Genomic DNA, 19392 nt, shown 5'->3' with positions numbered 1-19392 from the left:
TCCGGCTAGTGAATTGCAACGCTGGATTGGACATCATGAGAGGTATCCGAGAGGCGCGCCTGGATCGGAGCGCGCCGCCGGAACCTTACTCATGGAAAGGAGCTTGACAGTGGAAGTGAATCGCACGGTCTTCCGGGAAGACCATGAAATGCTGCGTCCCATGGCGCGAAGGTTCTTCGAGCGCGAGTGCGCGCCGCGCCAGCCGGAGTGGGACAAGGCCGGCAAGACAGACCGCGATACCTGGCTCAAGGCAGGCCGCGAAGGGCTGCTCTGCGTGTCGGTCCCCGTGGAATACGGCGGCGGCGGCGGCGATTTTGGCCACTCGGCGGTGGTCATGGAGGAGATGCATCGCGCAGGAATCTCGGGTGCGGGCTTCTCGATCCACTCGGACATTATCGCGCCCTATATCGTGCGTCTAGGCACCGAAGCGCAGAAAAAGCGATGGCTGCCCGATATCTGCGCTGGCAAGACCATCATGGCGGTGGGCATCACCGAGCCGGGCGGCGGATCCGACGTCAAGGCCATCCGCACCACCGCAGTGCGCGATGGCGACGAGTACGTAATCAACGGCAGCAAGACGTTCATCAGCAACGGCCTGAACTGCGACATGATCATGCTTGTTTGCAAGACGGACCCGGCGGCGGGCGCCAAAGGTGTCAGCCTGATCATGGTCGAGGCCAATCGCGCGGGGTTCAAGCGCGGCCGCAAGCTCGACAAGGTGGGCCAGCCCGGCGCCGACACGGCCGAACTGTTCTTCGACAATGTGCGCGTGCCCGTGGAAAACCGGCTCGGCGACGAGAACGGCGGCTTTGCATACCTGATGCAGGAACTGCCGCAGGAACGCCTGCTGATCTCGATCTATGCCGCCATTGCCATCGAACGGCTGCTGCAGATTACGGTGGACTACGTCAAGGACCGCCGCGCCTTCAACCAGACGGTCTGGGATTTCCAGAACACCAAGTTCAAGCTAGCCGACGTCAAGGCCCAATCGGTAGCTGTGCGGACCATGGTCGACTACTACATCGGCGAGCACATGAAGCGCAAGCTCACCGTCCAGGAAGCGGCTATCGCCAAGCTCTTCGCCACTGAGACGCTGTGGAAATGCATCGACGACATGGTCCAGCTCCATGGCGGCTACGGCTACATGCTTGAGTACCCGATCGCCCGCGCGTTCACGGACTACCGCGTCTGCCGCATCGCGGGCGGCGCCAGCGAAGTGCTGCGCGACCTTATCTCACGCAAGCTGTGAACCGCCACCGATTTCCCGCAATCCATCTCAATAACAGGTTGAACCATGAGTGAGAAAGTCATAGTCGCCGGCGTGGGCATGATCCCGTTCCTGAAGCCGGGCGCCAGCAAGAACTACTTCGAGATGGGTGCCGATGCCGTGCGGCTGGCCCTGGCCGACGCCGGCATCGGCTACGAGCAACTGCAAGAAGCCTACGCCGGGTACGTCTACGGCGATTCCACCTGCGGCCAGACCACGGTGTACGAGGTTGGCATGACCGGCATCCCGGTGGTCAACGTCAACAACAACTGTTCCACTGGCTCAACGGCGCTATACCTGGCCCGCAAGGCCGTTGCATCGGGCGACGCCGACTGCGTGCTGGCGCTCGGGTTCGAACAGATGCAGCCGGGCGCGCTGAAGATGCACTGGGACGACCGTCCGCCCCCGCGCACGCGCTTCTTGCCCGTGCTGAAGTCGCTGACCGAAGACATGAGCCACCTCGGCCAGGCGCTGCGCTCTTTCGGCGGTGCCGGGCGCGAGTACATGGAGAAGTACGGCGCAAGCATGGAAACGTTCGCAGCGGTGCGCGCCAAGGCGAGCCGGCATGCCGCCAACAACCCGCTGGCGCTGTTCCGCAAGGTACTGACCGTCGGGGAGGTGATGGCCGACACCGTGATGGTTCCCGGTGTCATGACGCGGCTGATGGCGTGCCCGCCCACCTGCGGCGCGGCGGCGGCAATCGTCGTCTCGGAGCGATTTGCGCGCAAGCATGGCCTGCGCACCGATGTGCAGATTCTCGCGCAGTCCCTGACCACCGATCCGCCCGAGGCGTTCGATCCGCCTTCGATGCTGAGCTGGGTTGGCTCGCACATGACGCGCGCCGCTGCGGGCAATGTCTACGAAAAAGCGGGCGTGGGTCCCGAAGATATCGACGTGTGCGAACTGCACGACTGCTTCGCGCAGAACGAAGTCATCAGTTACGAGACGCTGGGCTTCTGCCCCGAAGGCGGTGCCGAGAAGTTCGTCCGCGACGGCGATAACACCTATGGCGGCAAGGTCGTCATCAACCCTTCGGGCGGCCTACTGTCAAAGGGGCACCCCCTAGGCGCCACCGGCCTGGCGCAGTGCTATGAGCTGACGCAGCAGTTGCGCGGCGGCGCCGACAAGCGCCAGGTGGAGGGTGCGCGACTCGCACTCGCCCACAACATCGGTCTGGGCGGCGCCTGCGTGGTGACGCTCTACGGCAAGAACTAAGCTTCTGTACAGAGTCGGACTTCGGCCGCCGCGACGCTTGAATGCGTCCGGCGGCTTTTCTTTTGCCTAGGGTGACACTGGAGGCTTGTACTGGGAACAGACCTGGTAGATGACCGGCTGGAACGGCAATTGACTGATTGCAAGAAGCGCCAGGTGGACTGTCAAACGGTCGCCGTCATCCCGGGCATTGGCAGGCTCACGGCCACTGCCCCAATTGCTACCGCCGGAGACGCCAAAGCCTTCAAGTCAGGAAGAGAGTTGGCCGCCTTCCTCGGCCTGGTACCTCGCCAGACCGGTACAGCGGGCAAGGTGCAGCTCGGAGGCATTAGCATCCGCCGCGATGTTTACCAGCGCTCGCGCACGGATGCAATTCCAATCGAAAGAGAAGGGAATCTGGTGCGATCGTCTGCGCCAGAGACGACCGACCAACGTCGCCGCCGTGGCCTTAGCCAACAAAATGGTTCGCACTGCCTGGTGCGCTGCTAGTGCATGGAACCACATTTGAAAAGAACCACGTGTCAGTGAAGCCGGTGTAGCTTGTACGCCTGAYGAATCCTCGTCAGCAAGTTGCGATGGGAAGCGGATAGATGATGGCGTGACAGGGTGGACTGCAAGAGCGCAAGCCTGCTTTGGTGTGAGAGGGCTCTCGGCGAATTCCATCAGGACCCGCAGGCATGGCCTGCACGATGAGGCCGGATATATTGGAATGGCCCCATCCCTCCCCCGTCTCTCGAGACTCCATGCGATCATGAAGTCTCGAGAGAYGGGGGCATGGAAACGTAGCTATTAGGCTACTTGGGAGTCCATCATGAGCATCGCGCTTGTTGGTATCGATCTTGCGAAAAACGTCTTTCAAATCCATGGAGTAGACGAGCATGGCAAGCCGGTGCTGCGTCGCCGGGTAAGTCGTTCAAAGCTGCGGGAGACAATAGTCCGTCTGCCAGCCTGTTGAATTGTCCTGGAAGCATGTGGCGGCGCCCACTACTGGGCGCGTCGCTTCATGGCTATGGGACACCAGGTCCAGATGATTGCTCCGAAGTTCGTGAAGCCGTTTGTCAAATCTCTGAAGAACGACTGCAATGACGCCGAGGCAATCGTCGAAGCGGCCTCTCGTCCGACGATGCGTTACGTGGCAATCAATGGCATCGAACAGCAAGACGTTCAATGCATGCACCGGATCCGAAGCTTGCCGATGCGAGATCGCATCGCGCAGATCAATCAGATTCGTGGCCTGCTTGCCGAATACGGCATCGTCATTGCTCAAAGTTCGCTGCAAATACAGCGGCACCTCCCCGAGATCGTCGCGGACACGACCACAGAGTTGACGGAACTCACCAAGGGAACGCTGTGCGACATGTACGGGCGACTCAAGCAACTCGATGAACAGATCGCGCGATATGACAACAAGATTCGCCAGATACGGCAAAGAGGGGTGGGGCCATGTATGAGTCTGCAACCAACCCTCTGTCGAGCCTGACCTTGCGTTCACCTGGAAAGACCAGGCGCGTTCATATGAGAACCAAAAAAGGCCGGCAAATACCACGCCGGCCTCTGCATCAGGAACAGCCCCCAACCTTTAAACTTGCCCCCGCGCCCCCCGATCCCGCTCGTCCTGCTCCAACTGCATTTCGCGCCAGAGGATTTTTCCCGTCGACGTCTTTGGCAAGCTATCGACAAACTCCACCGTGCGCGGCACCTTGTACGCAGACATGCACCCTCGGGCCCAGTCGACCAGTGCCTGTGGCTGGACCGTGCCGCGCGAAGCCGGGCGGAGCACCACGAGCGCCTTTACCGTTTCGCCGCGATGCGGGTCGAAGGCGGAGATCACGCACGCTTCCTGCACGGCTGGGTGCCCGTATAGGATCGATTCGATCTCGGCGGGCCACACCTTCAGGCCCGATACATTAATCATGCGCTTGAGCCGATCCGTAATATAGAAGTAGCCGTCCTCATCATGGTAGCCGAGGTCGCCGCTGCGTAGGAACCGCTTGCCGTCGAGCTCGATGAAGGCCGCGGCCGTCGCTTCCGGCTTGTTCCAGTAGCCGCCAAACATGGTCGGCCCATGCATGACGATCTCGCCTGGCTCGTTGGTCGCTAACTCGACGCCCGTTTCGGGATTAATCACGCGGGCATCGCAGTTGATCACGGGAACGCCGGCACACTGTCGCCTTGGGGCCTGCGGCGGATTGCTGTGCGACATGCCGCAAAACTCCGTGAGGCCGTAGCTTTCCAGAAATGGAATGCCGAGCCGCGATTGCATCCTGCGCGCCAGCGCCTCCGGCATGGCTGACGCGCCGCCGTAGATGCGCGTCAGCGAGGAAAGGTCACGCTGGTCGATATCGGGCCGTGCGAATAACTCCGCGAGCATCGTAGGCACGGCCGCCCATGAGCGCAGCCGCAGCCTTGCGATTAATTCCAGCGCGGCGTTGGCATCCCAGCGCGCCAGCATTGCGAGGGTGCGGCCCAGCCGCACCGCCTGGTTCATCGCGCGCATGCCAGCCAGGTGGCTGACTGGCAGCGTCAGCAACTCGTCCTCATCGGCGCGGTCCGATTGCCAGTGCTCACGATGCGCGAGCGTGTAGGCGAAGTTGGCATGGCTGAGCATCGCACCCTTGGGCTTGCCCGTTGTGCCGGACGTGTAGCCGATCACTGCGAGGTCGCGGCCCCGGGCGCGCACGGGCAGCGGCGCGATGCCAGCGGCCAACGCCCGCGAGAAATCATGCATGCGCGGATGCATCGCACCTTGCCGCGGTTCGGTGACGAAGCCGGGGATGGCGAGATAGGGCACGTCCTCGGGCCTGCCGGCGAACTCACCCGCCAGGCCCACTACACAGCCGTCGAGCACATCCTGTTCGAGCAGGCCGGTAACGGGGTCTATCAGGTCCTGGGTCGCGATCACTACGCGCGCGCCGCTGTCGCGCGCGTAGTACTCCATTTCCTCCCGCGTACTCATGGGATTCATGGCAACGACCACGGCATCGCAGCGCATGACGGCATAGAAGGCAATCATGTACTGAGGGCAGTTCTGCATCAATAGCAGTACGCGGTCCCCTTGCCGAACCGACAGTCGATGCTGAAGATAGCCGGCCAAGGCCATCGCGGCGGCATGCAGATCGTGGAACGTCATTCGACGGCCGTAGAACACGACGGCCGGCTTGTCAGGGACGCGCGTTGCAGACTCCTCGAGGTGGCAGAACAGGTTGCAGTCCGCCACCTCCAGCGAGCGGGGTACGCCGGCGGGCCAGTGCGCGAAATGTCGTGTTAGTTGCGGCATGGGGACGATTGCTGAATGAATGCTTGGATCGGAAGTCAGACCACGGCGACGACGGCCTCGCCCACGATCTTCTGCTCGCCCTTCTGGTTCACGCACTGCATCTCCACGCGCAGCCTTGCTTCGCCAGCGTGTTCGAAGCACTCCGTGACGCGGCCGGTGCAGCGTGGCTCGTCATAGAGGTGCGTGATGCCCGTGAAGCGCATCTTCAGGCCGCGCAGCCGCGCGGGGCCGGCCCAGTCGGTAACCAGACGGCCCAGGTAGGCGGCAGAAAGCATCCCGTGTGCGAACACGTCGCCAAGGCCATTTTTCTTAGCGTAGTCCGAATCGATATGGAGCGGATGATGGTCGCCCGAGGCGCCGGCGTAGACCGCCAGTGTGCGGCGGCTGACCGCCGGCAGTTGCAGGTCCGGAATACTGTCACCGACCTTCAGGCCGGCGAGGTTGCGTTGCGTCATGATGGAATCTCCTTCAGACTCTGCGTTGTACGAGCACGGTACGCGAGTCCGCCACGTGGGCGCCGTGCTGGTTGGTAATGCGCGTTTCCTTGACCAGGAATTCGAGCGCGCCATCCTTCTTGTCATAGACATCGACGATCTTTGGCTCGTAGGTCAGCGTGTCCCCGACATGCACCGGGGCGTGGTAGTCGTACTGCTGCTCCGCATGGAGCACGCGCGATGGCTCGATCTTCGCCATCGCGAGCAGGTCGAAGGTCTTGAACAGCCAGCCTTCGAGGCACGACAGGAAGGTGGGCGGCACGCGCAGCGAAGGCAAGCCGGCGGCCTGAGCGGCGGTCACGTTGCTGTACTCCGGATTGGTTTCGCCGATCGCGTTCGCGTACCAGCGCACCGGCCACTCTTCCACGTTGACTTGGCGCTGGCCAAAGCTGTGGCCGATCAGGTTTTTGTCGAGCATTTTGTTCTCCGTGGGTCTGGTTGCGCCATCAGGCGCGGCCGGGGATGACACCGTCGAGGTTGGCGCTCGGCGCGGCGCGCGAGACCAGTTCGTGCATGCGCTCGCCCAGTTCGGCCACTTCCCAGCGCCCGGCCTTCTCGATGCGGGGGCCGGCATGCCAGCCTTCGGCCACTGTGATGCGTCCGCCACGGCTGCCGAACACGCGGCCCGTGACGCCTTCGGACTGCTCGCTGCCAAGCCAGACGATCAGCGGGGCCACATTGGCCGGGTCGAAAGCGTCGAAGCCTTCCACGGCGTCGATCGACACGCTGAGCCGCCCGCTCTTGAGCAGGTGCTCGGTATGGCGCGTGGCGCCACTCGGGTAAATTGTGTTGACCGTCACGCCGTAACGGCTCAGTTCTTCGGCGGCGATATTCGACATGGCGGCGATGCCAGCCTTGGCCGCGCCGTAGCAGGTCTGGCCGATGTTGCCGAACAGGCCCGCCGACGACGACGTATTGATCACGCGCGCCTGGCGCTGGCGGCCGGCCTTGGATTCGTCGCGCCAGTAGGTGCTGGCATGGCGCATCGGCACGAACGTGCCGCGCAGGTGGACGCGCATCACGGCGTCCCAGTCTTCCACCGGCATGTTCACGAGCATGCGGTCGCGCAGGATGGCGGCGTTGTTGACCACCACGTCGAGGCCCCCGAACGTGTCGATCGCGCTCTGGATCATGCTGCCGGCGCCGTCCCAGTCAGCCACGTCGGCATTGTTGGCGATGGCCTCTCCGCCCATGGCGCGGATCTCGTCCACCACATCCTGTGCCGGACCGGCAACCACGCTGGAACCGTCGGCAGAGGCGCCGAGATCGTTCACGACAACCTTCGCGCCGTGGCGGGCGAATTCCAGCGCATATTCGCGGCCCAGGCCGCGACCGGCGCCGGTGATGACAACGACGCGGTCCTTGCAGAGTTGTTGCATAGCTCTTCCTTTCATTGGTTGACACAAGATTGGGTTGTGCGGTTGCGCACGCCGCCGGCACCGGGCCGCGGCATACGCAGTGCCTCATTATTTGCAGCGGCAAGACAGGGCGCACTAGCCGGATGGAGCAGTCGATTGGCGTGCCGGGAGCGGCATCGCCTGGCGCGCTACTCGGCGAGGATGCCCGCCATTGAGATCACGCGCTGCCACTGTGCCTGGTCGCTAACCAGTGCGCTGGCGAATGCCTTCGGGCCCAGCGGATAGGCGCTGGTGCCTCGTTGTGCGAAATGCGCTTTGGCTTCCGGCGTGTTGACGAACGCGAGCGCCGCCTCCGCGAGCTTGTCCACCACGGCGGCGGGCGTACCCGCGGGGGCGGCAAGTCCAACCCAACCAATGACCGTTGCTTCCGGCATGCCCGCCTCGGCCAGCGTAGGCACGTCGGCGATTACCGGGACACGGGCAGTATTGGAGACCGCCAGCGCGCGCAGCTTTCCTGACTGGATCAGCGGCACGGCCGCCGAAATCTCGAGCACGGTGTAGTCCACCACGCCACCGATGAGATCGGGCAGCAACGTGCTCATGGCCTTGTAGGGCACATCGACAGCCTTGGCTTTCCCGGCATCGTTAATGGCCGCCAGCATCGCACGGTAGCCTGAACTGCTGGTGCCGTAGTTCAACTTGCCGGGCTGGGCGCGCGCAGCGGCCATCARCTGCCCAAGCGTGCGGTACGGCGAGGTGGCCGGGACGACTACAGTGACAGGAAGCGAACTCAGGCGCGCAACAGGAACGAAGTCGCGCGTGGGACTGTAAGGGAGTTGCTTGAACAGGAATGGGTTGGCCGACATGGCGCTCGACAGTGCCAGCAGCAGCGTGTAGCCGTTGGGGGCTGCCTTGGCCACAGAGTCGGTGGCGATGATCGAATTGCCGCCTGGGCGGTTCTCCACATAGAATGGCTTGCCGAGCTTCTCGGTCAGGTGCTTCGCCAGCAACCGCGAGAAATCGTCGACGCCCGTGCCGGGGCTCGTGGGCGATACGATCTTTACCGGCCGTTCGGGATAGCCCTGTGCCAGGGCGCTACCGCCCGCAGGAATCAGCGTGATGGYGACGCCGGTCGCCAGCCAGGCGAGGGCGCGTCGGGCTCTGTCGATATTCGTCATGGGCGTTGTCTCCGTGTCGTTGTTATGGTAGCGACGTGCCGCGGAAGCTCCGGGAACGTCGCGTGCTGTCTTGCTGTTTTCGCGCGCTCAGAAGCCGCCGCGTCCGCCGCCACAGATGATGGTCTGGCCATTGACGTAGTTCGATTCGGGGATGCAGAGCATGTATACCGCGCCGGCCGCTTCCTCGGCGGTGCCGAACCGGCCAAGCGGGGTGTCGCGCCCGGCTGCCGCGATGCGGTCCGGATGCACCCCCACCTTGATCTCGCGACCTTCCACCTGCACGGTCTTGTCCTCGGTGGTCGACTGGGTCAGGCGCGTTTCGATGGCGCCGAACGCCACGCAGTTCACATTGACCTTCATGCGGCCCCATTCCTTGGCCAGCGTCTTGGTCATGCCGATCACGCCCGCCTTGGCAGCAGAGTAGTTGACCTGGCCCGCATTGCCCTGCGTGCCCGAGACCGACGAAATGTTGACGACCTTGCGGAACACTTCGCGCCCAGCGTCTGCCTCGGCCTTGCTGGCCTCCCGGAAATAGGGCTGTGCCGCGCGCAGCAACATGAACGGCGCCTTGAGGTGGCAATCGACGATCGCATCCCACTGCTCGTCGCTCATCTTCTGAATCACGTTGTCCCAGGTATAGCCTGCGTTGTTGACGATGATGTCTACCGCGCCGAATGTGTCGAGTGCCAGCTTGACGATGTTCGAACCAAAGTCCGGTGCCACCACGCTGCCCGCGAACGCAACAGCCGTGCCGCCCGTCTTCACGATCTCGGCCACCACCTCGTCGGCCGGTGCCTGGTCGAGATCGTTGACGATCACCCTGGCACCTTCGCTCGCAAACTTCAGCGCTACCGCGCGGCCAATGCCCCGGCCCGATCCCGTGACGATGGCAACCTTGCCTTCCAGCTTCCTGCTCATGAACACTCTCCGTAGTGTGGGGTCCGCGTATCGCGTGGCTTAATGATTGCAAGCGCGACGCGCTGAGGCACTACCCGGATTGGCGAGTGGTGGGCAACGGGAACGGTGTAGGACGGGCCAAAAGGTAAGCGAGGCCCGGCAGGGCAGCGTCGCCAAGACTCTGGGTGCCTAATGCATCTCGCGGAGCCGATTGCGCTGCTGGTGCGGCGCGGTGCCTTTTCAGTGACGATTGGCGCGAATGAGGTTCGAGACCTCGCCATAGCCGAGCGGCTTGCCCGTTTGCGTGATCGACAGGCCGCTCGCCAGTCTCCATGGACGGGCTCGCTGCTGTGCTCTCTCCGACCACCGGCCGGCCCACAGGCATGGGTGGAGGTTCGGCATGGCGGATCGCCGGCCCTCGCTAACGCAGAGGCGCTCGATACGAGCCGTAACTGATTGACAACGGGTGCCGCGAGCGCTGACGCTCGCGGCCAATTTCTCCCCTCGACGCTCAACACCCCGGAGAGGAGGCCACTCATCACTCAGGGTCCACCCCGATCACCGCATCCACAGCGTAGACGCCCTGGCCGTGCGGCATGGCCAGCACCGGGTTCAGGTCGATCGACTGCAGGCGCGGGCCCGCGGCAACGGCGAATGCGGACAACTGCGACAGCGCCTGGGCCAGCGCGGCAATGTCCGCCACGGGCCGTCCGCGCGCACCGAGCAGCAGTGGTGCGCCCTTGATCGAGCGGATCATCTGTTCGGCCACGTCCGGGCCGAACGGGCAGCGGCGGAGCACCACGTCCTTGAGCACCTCGACGAACACACCACCGAGCCCGAACATGGCGATCGGGCCGAACACCGGGTCGCGGTTGATACCCATGATGCACTCCACTCCGCCGTTCATCTGCTTGGCCACGAGCACACCCTCGATGCGTGCGTCGGGCATGGCCTTGGCGGCTCGGTCCAGCAGCAGCGCAAAGCCTTCACGCACCGCGCCTTCGTTGGCCACGTTCAGCAGCACGCCGCCAATCTCGGACTTATGAATAATGTCGGGCGACAGGATCTTTAGCACGACCGGGAATCCGATCTCGCGCGCGGCCGCCACAGCAACCTCCATGTCGGCACAAGCGCGTTCAGGCGCGCTCGGGATGCCGGCTTTCGCCAGCAGCGCCTTGGCCTCCGCTTCGGTCGGCGCCTGCCGCGGCAGCGTGACATTGGTCACCCGGGGCACCGGTGCCAACGTGTTTCCTGCGAATGCCTCACCGAAGCGGCCCATCGCGGCGATGGCGGTCACGGCCCGACTCGGATCGCCGAACACCGTGAAGCCGGCTTCCTCGAAGCGAGCGAGGATGGTCGGATCGCCACGGGCCACCAGCACGTAGAGCCGATCCGGATAGCGCTTGCGCACGTCGCCCAGTTGCTGCAGCAGTGAATCGGCCACGCCCGGTACGGCCGCCGCGTAGCTGAAGAACGCCAGCAGCGTGGCGTAGCCCCCTTCAGCCATCATCGACTCCGTGAACGGCGTGACCAGCGTGGTGTCGTTGATGAACTGGGCAGTCACGTCCACCGGATTGCGTGCGGCGCAGATCGGCAGCAGTTTGCGCATGCGGGCTTGTGCGGCGGCTGGCATCTCGGGCATCGGGATGCCGAGTTCCTCGGCGGCATCCGAGACGATCACGCCGGCGCCGCCGCTGACGGTCACCACGCCCAGCGAGTTGTTGGCCGGGAAGATGCGGCGCCCCGCCAGGCGCAGGATGTCGAGCATTTCCTCGGTGGTACGCACCCGCACCACGCCCAGCTCGTCGAGGACGGCGCTAATCACGGCGTCATCACCGGCAATCGATGCGGTATGCGAACGTGCAGCGGCCCCGCCCACTTCGCTGCGGCCCACTTTCATCATCACCACGGGCTTGCGCGCGGCATGCGCTGCGCGGAATGCCTCTATCAGGCCCGGGCCGTCGCTGATGCCCTCGGCGTAGACGGCAATCACGTCGGTGTTGGGGTCCGCGGCGAACAGGCGCACGATATCGGCCACGTTCAGGTCCGCCTCGTTGCCGGTCATGACCACGCTGGACGGGAATACACCCGCTTCCATGGCCGACGTGACCAAATGGCTACCATAGGCGCCGGACTGGCTGACGATGCCCACGCGGCCGGGCCGTGACCCGGTCGCCGATGCAAAGCCCGAGAAGCTGCCAACGAATCCGTTGTGCATGTTGACCATGCCCAGCGTGTTGGGCCCGAGCAGCCGCATGCCGGCCCGGCGCGCGATGGCAACCATCTCAGCCTGCGTGGCCGCGCCTTCATCGTTGACCTCGGCAAAGCCTGCCGTAAACATGATGGCCGCCTTCGTGCCGCGGTCGGCCAGTGCCTGGACCGCTGTGACCGCATGCTCGCCGGGCACGGCGATGATCGCCACGTCCGGGACTTCGGGAAGCGCGGCCACCGACGGATAGGCCGGCAGGCCCTGCACCGTAGCGCGGTTCGGGTTGACCGGCAGGATGCGGCCAGCGAAGCCCTTGGCAAGCATCGAGGCTATTGGCCTGCCGCCAATGCGGATCGGATCGTCGGAAGCGCCGATCACGGCGACCGAATTCGGGTGAAGCAGGCAATCTGGAATGGACAGGGTGGTCATGGCTGCGTTGTGTGCGTGTATCTGCGAGGGCGGTTGGAGGCGGACATCAGAGCGGCTTGAACGTCGGCATGGGGGGGCCGTTGTCGGTGGGCGTGAAGGTCACCTGCACCTTCTGGCCAATGCGCACGGTATCGAGGTCGCAATCGACGATGCGCGTCATCATCGTCACGCCTTCCTCGAGCGTGACATAAGCCATGCAGAACGGGGTGGGGCCCGCACGGCGCGTGACGCTGTACGAATAGATCGTACCCCGGCCGGACGCCGCCTTCCAATAGGTTTCGCCCATGCAGAACGGGCACAGCGTGCGCGGATACCAATGCGGTTTTTCGCAGCGCTCGCAGTGGCGCACTAGCAGGCGGCCTTCGCCGGCAGCCGCCCAGAATTCGGCGTTCTCCGGCGATTGTTCGGGCGACGTCAGAACTTGGGGAGTGTATGGAGTGCTCATATGGATTGCGCGGATGCATTGTGTGAGGTGGACTACTCGCGTTCGAGGATCAGCGTGGCGCTGCCGTGGCGGGAGCCAAGCAGGCCGCCGGTTCCTTGGGCCAGGGCTAGGTCGCAGTTCTTGACCTGCACGGCCGGGTGCGCTTCACCGCGTAACTGGCGCACGGCCTCGATTACCTTGGTAATGCCGCCCCGATTGGCCGGGTGGTTGTTGCACAGACCGCCCCCGTCAGTGTTGAACGGCAGCTTGCCAACGCCGGAGATCAGGTTGCCGTCCATGACGAATCTGCCGCCTTCGCCTTTTTTGCAGAAGCCGAGGTCTTCGAGCTGCATCAGTACGGTGATCGTGAAGCTGTCATAGATCGATGCGTACTTGATGTCCCCGGGTGCCACGCCCGCTTCGGCGAATGCCGCGGCGCCCGAAACCTTGGCCGCCGACCACGTCAGGTCCACATGGCCGCCTAGCTGGCCCTTCACATGCTCGCCCGCGCCCAGCACCTTGATCCTCGGCCGGTTCAGCTTGGCCGCGATCTCCGGGCGGGCGACGATGAGTGCGCCGCCGCCGTCGGACACCACGCAGCAGTCGAGCTTGCGCAGCGGGTCTGAGATCATCGGCGAGTTCAGCACGTCTTCCACGGTCACCACGTCGCGCAGCATGGCGTGGGGGTTGTGTTGCGCATGGTGCGACGCGGCCACCTTGATCCAGGCCAGTTGCTCGGGCGTGGTGCCATATTCATGCATATGGCGCATGGCGACCATGCCATACGAATTGACGGTGGCCGGGCTGTATGGCAACTCGAAGGGCGAGTCGGGAATGTTGGCGCCCCAGGCGCGCGGTTTGGTGCCGCTCGAACCCTCGGAGCGTGGGCGGCCGGCCAGCGTGATCAGCGCCACGTTGCACTTGCCCATGGCGATAGCCTGCGTGGCGTGCGACACATGCACCAGGTACGACGAGCCGCCGGTCTCTGTGGCGTCGACGTGGCGCAGCTTCAGGCCGAGGTAGTCGACCATGTTCAGCACGCCGAGTCCGGGTGCATCGCCGGCGCAGAAGTAGCCATCAACGTCGGCCAGCGTCAGTCCGGCGTCTTCGAGCGCGCCGCGCGCGCTTTCGGCGTGAAGCTGGGCCACTGACTTGTCCGGTGCCTTGCGGGTCGGATGTTCATAGGCACCGACGATATATGCCTTGCCTTTGATGCTCATGTTTGATTCCTTCAATCGAAACGTTGGCGGGGGATGAAACGTTTTGCGGACGAGAGCGGGCCCGGCCCGCACGGCCATGCTCGCGCTGTCACGGGGCAGGCGAAGCGCTTTTCAGGCGGGCGCGCAGTCCTGGGTTGGGGTGTCGGCGTCGCGCACGCGGCGGTGCGGCGGCCAGATGACCTTCACGGCGGCGCTTTCCGCGCGATAGGTGTGGCACGACTCGATCAGCGCCGGCTTAGGCATGAAGCCGACTTCATCGCCAGGCATGCGACCATTGCGCCGGGCACGGTCGAGCGCGAAGCGGCTCTGCACGGCCGTGGTGGCCATCGGGCCAAGCAGGTCGGTCATGTGCGTGCAGCCTTTCACGCCGCCCACGCGCTCCTTGACCATGCGCCGGAAGCCCGCGCGCAGCGCCAGGCCGCGCAGCGCATCGTAGGCCGGTTCCACTTCGGGGCAGCTGCCGGCCGGACCGCTCAGCATGCGGGCGGTGATGTCTTGGATCACGAGGTCCATGTCCACCGTCACCGAGACGTGCATATGGTGGATGGCGCCGCCGGGCGGCACCTGCTTGAACAGCAGGTGCGTGCCGTCGGGCGAGACGTCTTTCAACTCTGCTTCGATGTCGATCACGCCGTCGTCGCGCAGGTAGGCGGTGCAGGTGATCTGCCGCCTATGCAGGGGCTTGCGGGTGGGAAGGGTCATGTGGCTGTATCTCCTGTGCCGGTGTAGTCAATGAGGCGCCCACCGGTGAATGTCTTCGCTTGTCGCTTCTGGCTCTCAGTCAGGCCGGGGCCAGGCGCCCGGCCGCCGTTGCCGCCCCGACTGCATACGTCGGTAGGCGGCCCAGAACAGCACGCGCATCGGAAACCCGAGCCCCCCGTCATCGCCTGCCGGGCGTGTTCGGCAGCCAGTTCAACGTGGACGCCAAGGTCCGCCGCCGACGCGTAGCAGATGATTCGCGCGCGCCGATCGGCACCCTGCATGCGGTCGTCGATCAGATCCCGCAGCGCGTCGGCATAGGTGATTCCGCGCGTGCAGCGCCGGGCGGCTACCTGTAGTTGGCGGCTGACTTGCCGCACCTCGTGGAGCAGGTCCATCAGTGCTTGGGCGGGGGGAGGACGTGGGGCATGGATGGGTGCGGTTCAGCAGCGGATACGAGAAAACGGCACGACCTTTACCGAGTTGACCCCGTGTTTTGTTCCATAGACATCACTATGCGAGCCGGCGCTCGCCATTCTGGCTAGGTTGGCTCCCCATGAATCCTTGGTAGTCTGCCCCGGCAGCAAGAGTACCTGCGCCAAAGGCTTCGACGAATATTAGGCTCGTACGGCCCGCCGTAGCAACGGGACATACGGGGGGCGGGGCCAGATGGTACTTCTGACGGGCCGCCAGCAATAAGGAGGAACACCACGTATGCGTTTCGCTTGCCACATCGTGCTGACCGACACCGAGCGTGCAGAACTCGAGGCGCTCGCTGCGGTAGGTTCGGGAAACGCGCGGCTCGCCCAGCGCGCGCGCATGATTCTGCTGGCTGCCGCAGGATGGCAGAACAAGGACATCGCGGCCGAGGTCGGCGTAGGGCGCATACAAGTGGCGCGCTGGCGCGACCGCTATGCCGTGTCGCGGCTGGCCGGGATCGAACGGGATCTGCCTCGCGGTGCGCCGCCGGTGCGGATGGACGTCGCTCGTCTCGTGGCGCTGGCACGCGATGCCGAGCCCGGAACACTGAGCGCGCGCCAGTTTGCCGCCGAACTGGGCGTTAGCTCGGCCTGCGTGTCGCGCCACTGGCGTGCCAGCGGCCTGCCGGCCCGCCCGGATCGAACCGCCGCTGCCGCGTTACCGTCCGGCACGGCCGATAAACTGCACGCCGCCGAGATCGTCGGCCTCTACCTCGCGGCGCCCGAGCATGCGGTGGCCGTGGCGATGGAGGCGGGCGCTCCCGCCGGAAAACCGACATTTGCCGTAGCCAACCAGCGCAACAGCGCAGCTTTCCGCCGCACGATGGGGGTGTCGTTCCTGACCACGCTGAAGATGCTCGACGCCGCTACCGCGCCTGATTCCGATGCCGGACGCGTCGGCGGCTGGCTGGCCTTCCTGCGCCGGCTGGCGCCGCACGCGCCGCCTGGCCGCCAGTTGCTGATTCTGGCTGACAACCCTCTCTCGCACGAGCATCCCAAGGTACAGGAGGTGCTGGCCGGCCATCGCTGGACCGTGCGCTTCGTGGCGGGCCACGCCGCTTGGCTGCGTGGCGTCCAGGCGTTGCTGCGAGAATCGTCCGGCGGATTGCCGGGAAGCGTCGCGCAGGTGCTTGCGGCGGTAGGACAGCATGAAGCGCGGCGGCCGTTCGACTGGGTGCGCGGGGCTGACGCGGCCCTCCATTGCGAAGTGGATGTGGTCGGCCTGGTAGAGCCGGTCGATGCCGCCGACCTGGCGCCGGCAGGGCACGCATGGCCTATGATCGACCGCGGGCGTGCCCAAGCGCCGATACAGCCATCGCCGCCGCCGCGCGCCACCGCACAGCCAGTCCTTTCGCTGGTATTGCATCCAGCAGTGCCGCGGGTCCGCCCGCGCACGGTGGAAGCCGTGGCCAGCGCAAAGCTGCTGCCGCCGCGTCATGTGCGCAAGCTGCTGCCGCGCGAGCGATTGATGAGCCGGCTGCTGGACGCGCGCCGGCAGCGCTGCGTGGTGATCCAAGGCCAGGCCGGCGCGGGCAAGACAAGCGCGTTGATGGTTTGGCGCAAGGGGCTGATCTCACTGGGCTTCGACGTGAGCTGGCTGGCGCTGGGCGTGGAAGACAACGCGCCCGCACGATTCTTCGAATGCCTGCTGGCCAGCCTGGCCGAGGCGGATCCCGCCATCGCGCGCAACGCGGAAGCTCTGACCGGCACCGGCCAGGACGACAACGCGATCGAACACTGGGTCATTACGCTGGTGCAGACGCTAGACCAGCGCGAGCGCGAGTTGGTTTTGATGATCGATGATCTGCACCACCTCACTGACACACGCATCTTTCGTGCGCTCCAGCGTCTGCTCGACTACGCGCCGCCAAAGCTCCATCTTGCGTTCAGCTCGCGCAGCGCGCTGCCCCTAGCGCTCGAGGCATTGCGCGCTCAACGGCTGCTGACCGAGATCGACATGCACGACCTGCGCTTTACGCCGGAGGAGTCGGCACGCTTTCTGCATGACCAGGTCGGTGCGGTGTCGACGCGCGACGCCGCGGCTCTTCACGCGCTGACCGATGGCTGGGTGGCGGGGCTGCAGCTCTTCGCCGTGGAATTGCGGAAACGGCACGGCGGTGACTATCCGTTCGCACGTGCAAGAGACCCGCACATGTTCGCCGCGTATTTCGAGCGTGAGGTGCTGGGCCTGATGGCATCGGATGACCTCGCCATGCTCACGCGCATGGCCGTCTGCCCTCATTTCCGCGCCAACCTGTGCGCGGAAATGCCGGGCGAGACCGATACCCCGTCGCGCATCGCCGCGCGGCTGGCCCGGCTCGAATCCGACAACCAATTCATCACCCAGGTGGGCAGCGGCGACAGCGAGGCGTGGTATCGGATCCATCCGCTGCTGCGAGAAACGCTGCTGGCGAGGCTGGAGCCCGCGGATAACGGCAGGATTGGCGATCCGGACATTGCCTGCGTCACCACGGAGGCGCGCGCGCTGCATGCCGCCGCCTGGCGCTGGTTCGACCGACGCGGCCAGCTCGGCGACGCCGTCTACCACGCCGTGCGCGCGGGCGAGGCGGCTGCCGCCGCGGCAATGGTGGAATCAAGCGGGCACGACCTGCTCAAGCGCGGCGACCTGACGCAGCTGCTGGCGCTGATGCGCCGGCTGCCCGATGACCAGGTGCAGAGCCGCTTTGGCCTGCTGGCGCTGGTGGCGTTCCTGCGGCTCTACATGCGCGACGTGGACGGGCTGGAACAGAGCCTGGAGCGGCTCGCAGTGCTGTGCGACCGCACCGACACCGTTCACCCCTACGTCGTCTGCCTGCTTCGCGCCGGCCGCGCGGTGCAGCTGGATGATATCGACACGATCATCGGCATACTGCCCGAACTCTGGGCGATCCCGCCCCAGGCAGACGATCTCTGGTGGACCTGCCGCAGCAACGTGCTGTCGTGGTACTTCCTGCTGCGCGGAGAATACAAAGAGGCGCGCCGCCTACAAAGCGATACCGAGCGACGCAGCAATGTGCCGCGCAGCAGCATGTTTGGCCGCTATATCACCGCGATGAGCCTGGCGWTGGAGGGCGAGATCCAGCACGCGGCCAAGAGTGCCCGCGTGGTGCTGCGCGAGGCCGAGCGCCGCGGCCCCGCTTTCCTCGGACTGACATGCATGGCCGCCGGTTTGCTGGCCGACATCCTTTATGAACTCAACGACTATGACAGCGCATGCGAGTTGCTAGAGCCGCGCATCGCAATGCTCGAGCGCGTGTCGCTGCCCGATGTGGTACTGCGAGCGTTCACAGTTCTGTCCAGGGCGTACTGGCTCGCCGGGCGGCGGGCGCAGGCCACCGCGTGCCTGGATCGGCTCGAAGCCTACGCCGTGCGCTATCGGATCGACCGCCTGCTGGCGGAGGCGTTGCTGCTGCGTTTGAGCCGGCATCTTCAGCTCGGTGAGACCGAACGTGCCAATGCGGTGCTCCAGCGCGTGCAGCAGCTTGCGCAGCGTTACGCCGGCCAGCCCGGCACGGTAGCCGCCCATGTCGCCCGTATCGCTGCACAGGCCGGGATCGAGATGTTGCTTCATACGCACGACTATGCGAACGCGGCGGCACGCCTCGAAGCTCGGCTCATACTGGAAAGCGAAGCACGGCCCGCCCGGTCCGCCACACTGTGGCTGCAGACGGCGCTGGCACGCCATGCAGCAGGCAATAGCGCAGGTGCGCGCGCTGCATTTGTGCGGGCGCTTCGGACGGGGCACGGTTCGGGGCTGATCCGCACGCTGCTCGACGCGACGGCCGGTGCTGCACCATCGTTCGCGGCACTCATCGGTGAGGGGCTCGACGACCCCGTGCTTGCTTTCTACGCGCGCCGTTTGCCGACGGCTGCCATAACGGCCGCGCCTGCGCCGCCAGGTACCTCGGCGCAGGCGGGGGCCATCGCCATGCTGAGCGAGCGCGAGCGCGAGGTTCTCGGGCTGCTGGCGCAGGCCATGTCGAACAAGAAGATCGCGAGTGTGCTCAACGTGTCGCCCGAAACGGTGAAATGGCATCTCAAAAACATCTACGTGAAGCTCGGTGTCAACGGCCGGGGTAAGGCTGCAGCGCGGCTGCGCGACCTGGCGCCGTCGCAACCGGGCAGCGCGCTGGCGGTTTGACGTGCGCAACTGCGGCCAGGCCACGTCATGCACGGGAGTGGGGATGGCGCACGTCCCCAGCACTGGATAGTCCCGCTGCAGTTCCCCTTAAGTCCGTTCAAATTTCGC

General features: G+C 65.0%; 16 protein-coding genes and 2 pseudogenes. 7 read left to right on the top strand and 11 right to left on the bottom strand.

Annotation, left to right across the window (positions count from 1 at the left end; all coding sequences use genetic code 11):
• The first annotated feature begins 109 nt into the window (after positions 1 to 109).
• From AC1DT6_RS09800 to AC1DT6_RS09775, 6 genes and pseudogenes are all read left to right on the top strand, one after another.
• Positions 110 to 1249, top strand: a complete 1140-nt coding sequence (locus AC1DT6_RS09800) for an acyl-CoA dehydrogenase family protein (RefSeq protein WP_042887778.1) — start codon at positions 110 to 112, stop codon at positions 1247 to 1249.
• 45 nt (positions 1250 to 1294) lie between these two features.
• On the top strand, positions 1295 to 2482 hold the full coding sequence (locus tag AC1DT6_RS09795) for a lipid-transfer protein (RefSeq protein WP_045242023.1): 1188 nt from the start codon (positions 1295 to 1297) through the stop codon (positions 2480 to 2482).
• Positions 2483 to 2641: 159 nt separating this feature from the next.
• Positions 2642 to 2836 (top strand): annotated as a pseudogene (locus tag AC1DT6_RS09790) (transposase); the annotation flags it as partial.
• A 52-nt stretch (positions 2837 to 2888) separates the two neighbouring features.
• A pseudogene (locus AC1DT6_RS09785) lies at positions 2889 to 3018 on the top strand (IS110 family transposase); the annotation flags it as partial.
• A 272-nt stretch (positions 3019 to 3290) separates the two neighbouring features.
• Positions 3291 to 3434 (top strand): hypothetical protein, encoded by a 144-nt coding sequence (locus AC1DT6_RS09780; protein ID WP_441629686.1) that lies wholly within the window; start codon positions 3291 to 3293, stop codon positions 3432 to 3434.
• Positions 3435 to 3959: an IS110 family RNA-guided transposase gene (locus AC1DT6_RS09775; RefSeq protein ID WP_477111392.1), complete on the top strand. Its 525-nt coding sequence runs from the start codon at positions 3435 to 3437 to the stop codon at positions 3957 to 3959.
• Between the two features lie 99 nt (positions 3960 to 4058).
• Here AC1DT6_RS09775 and AC1DT6_RS09770 read toward each other — a convergent pair whose 3' ends face one another.
• From AC1DT6_RS09770 to AC1DT6_RS09720, 11 genes are all read right to left on the bottom strand, one after another.
• A complete protein-coding gene (locus tag AC1DT6_RS09770; protein WP_441629687.1) occupies positions 4059 to 5756 on the bottom strand; it encodes a long-chain-fatty-acid--CoA ligase in 1698 nt (565 codons plus the stop codon).
• A gap of 35 nt (positions 5757 to 5791) precedes the next feature.
• Positions 5792 to 6211, bottom strand: coding sequence for a MaoC/PaaZ C-terminal domain-containing protein (locus AC1DT6_RS09765; protein ID WP_045238235.1), 420 nt, complete (start codon positions 6209 to 6211; stop codon positions 5792 to 5794).
• Positions 6212 to 6224: 13 nt separating this feature from the next.
• On the bottom strand, positions 6225 to 6668 hold the full coding sequence (locus tag AC1DT6_RS09760) for a MaoC family dehydratase N-terminal domain-containing protein (protein ID WP_045238236.1): 444 nt from the start codon (positions 6666 to 6668) through the stop codon (positions 6225 to 6227).
• Positions 6669 to 6696: 28 nt separating this feature from the next.
• Entirely contained in the window at positions 6697 to 7629 is a 933-nt protein-coding gene (locus AC1DT6_RS09755; RefSeq protein WP_441629688.1) for an SDR family oxidoreductase, read from the bottom strand.
• Positions 7630 to 7796: 167 nt separating this feature from the next.
• The gene (locus AC1DT6_RS09750) at positions 7797 to 8786 is read right to left on the bottom strand and encodes a Bug family tripartite tricarboxylate transporter substrate binding protein (protein ID WP_477114647.1); all 990 of its coding nucleotides are present in this window, start codon (positions 8784 to 8786) and stop codon (positions 7797 to 7799) included.
• Between the two features lie 87 nt (positions 8787 to 8873).
• A complete protein-coding gene (locus AC1DT6_RS09745; protein WP_042885517.1) occupies positions 8874 to 9704 on the bottom strand; it encodes an SDR family NAD(P)-dependent oxidoreductase in 831 nt (276 codons plus the stop codon).
• A gap of 517 nt (positions 9705 to 10221) precedes the next feature.
• Positions 10222 to 12321: an acetate--CoA ligase family protein gene (locus AC1DT6_RS09740; protein WP_441629689.1), complete on the bottom strand. Its 2100-nt coding sequence runs from the start codon at positions 12319 to 12321 to the stop codon at positions 10222 to 10224.
• A gap of 46 nt (positions 12322 to 12367) precedes the next feature.
• Positions 12368 to 12766: a Zn-ribbon domain-containing OB-fold protein gene (locus AC1DT6_RS09735; RefSeq protein ID WP_441629690.1), complete on the bottom strand. Its 399-nt coding sequence runs from the start codon at positions 12764 to 12766 to the stop codon at positions 12368 to 12370.
• Positions 12767 to 12798: 32 nt separating this feature from the next.
• Positions 12799 to 13965: a thiolase domain-containing protein gene (locus tag AC1DT6_RS09730; RefSeq protein WP_441629691.1), complete on the bottom strand. Its 1167-nt coding sequence runs from the start codon at positions 13963 to 13965 to the stop codon at positions 12799 to 12801.
• Positions 13966 to 14076: 111 nt separating this feature from the next.
• The gene (locus AC1DT6_RS09725; RefSeq protein WP_441629692.1) at positions 14077 to 14667 is read right to left on the bottom strand and encodes a DUF2889 domain-containing protein; all 591 of its coding nucleotides are present in this window, start codon (positions 14665 to 14667) and stop codon (positions 14077 to 14079) included.
• The gene (locus AC1DT6_RS09720; RefSeq protein ID WP_441629693.1) at positions 14664 to 15062 is read right to left on the bottom strand and encodes a hypothetical protein; all 399 of its coding nucleotides are present in this window, start codon (positions 15060 to 15062) and stop codon (positions 14664 to 14666) included. The genes AC1DT6_RS09725 and AC1DT6_RS09720 overlap by 4 nt, the downstream gene beginning before the upstream one ends.
• 316 nt (positions 15063 to 15378) lie before the next feature.
• On the opposite strand from AC1DT6_RS09720, the gene AC1DT6_RS09715 reads away from it, so the two are divergent.
• Positions 15379 to 19284, top strand: coding sequence for a LuxR C-terminal-related transcriptional regulator (locus tag AC1DT6_RS09715; RefSeq protein ID WP_477114646.1), 3906 nt, complete (start codon positions 15379 to 15381; stop codon positions 19282 to 19284).
• Positions 19285 to 19392 lie beyond the last annotated feature (108 nt).

It is taken from the genome of Cupriavidus sp. 01L45 (genome assembly GCF_056399885.1).
The sequence above is the reverse complement of the archived record's forward strand: the minus strand, read 5'-3'. Positions and strand labels throughout refer to the sequence as shown.

Excerpts from the sequence above, each read along its gene's own strand:
- AC1DT6_RS09770 (WP_441629687.1), bottom strand. The coding sequence starts at position 5,756 with ATGCCGCAACTAACACGACATTTCGCGCACTGGCCCGCCGGCGTACCC.
- AC1DT6_RS09740 (WP_441629689.1), bottom strand. The coding sequence starts at position 12,321 with ATGACCACCCTGTCCATTCCAGATTGCCTGCTTCACCCGAATTCGGTC.
- AC1DT6_RS09745 (WP_042885517.1), bottom strand. The coding sequence starts at position 9,704 with ATGAGCAGGAAGCTGGAAGGCAAGGTTGCCATCGTCACGGGATCGGGC.
- AC1DT6_RS09720 (WP_441629693.1), bottom strand. The coding sequence starts at position 15,062 with ATGGACCTGCTCCACGAGGTGCGGCAAGTCAGCCGCCAACTACAGGTA.
- AC1DT6_RS09725 (WP_441629692.1), bottom strand. The coding sequence starts at position 14,667 with ATGACCCTTCCCACCCGCAAGCCCCTGCATAGGCGGCAGATCACCTGC.
- AC1DT6_RS09735 (WP_441629690.1), bottom strand. The coding sequence starts at position 12,766 with ATGAGCACTCCATACACTCCCCAAGTTCTGACGTCGCCCGAACAATCG.
- AC1DT6_RS09755 (WP_441629688.1), bottom strand. The coding sequence starts at position 7,629 with ATGCAACAACTCTGCAAGGACCGCGTCGTTGTCATCACCGGCGCCGGT.
- AC1DT6_RS09780 (WP_441629686.1), top strand. The coding sequence starts at position 3,291 with ATGAGCATCGCGCTTGTTGGTATCGATCTTGCGAAAAACGTCTTTCAA.
- AC1DT6_RS09760 (WP_045238236.1), bottom strand. The coding sequence starts at position 6,668 with ATGCTCGACAAAAACCTGATCGGCCACAGCTTTGGCCAGCGCCAAGTC.
- AC1DT6_RS09765 (WP_045238235.1), bottom strand. The coding sequence starts at position 6,211 with ATGACGCAACGCAACCTCGCCGGCCTGAAGGTCGGTGACAGTATTCCG.
- AC1DT6_RS09730 (WP_441629691.1), bottom strand. The coding sequence starts at position 13,965 with ATGAGCATCAAAGGCAAGGCATATATCGTCGGTGCCTATGAACATCCG.
- AC1DT6_RS09795 (WP_045242023.1), top strand. The coding sequence starts at position 1,295 with ATGAGTGAGAAAGTCATAGTCGCCGGCGTGGGCATGATCCCGTTCCTG.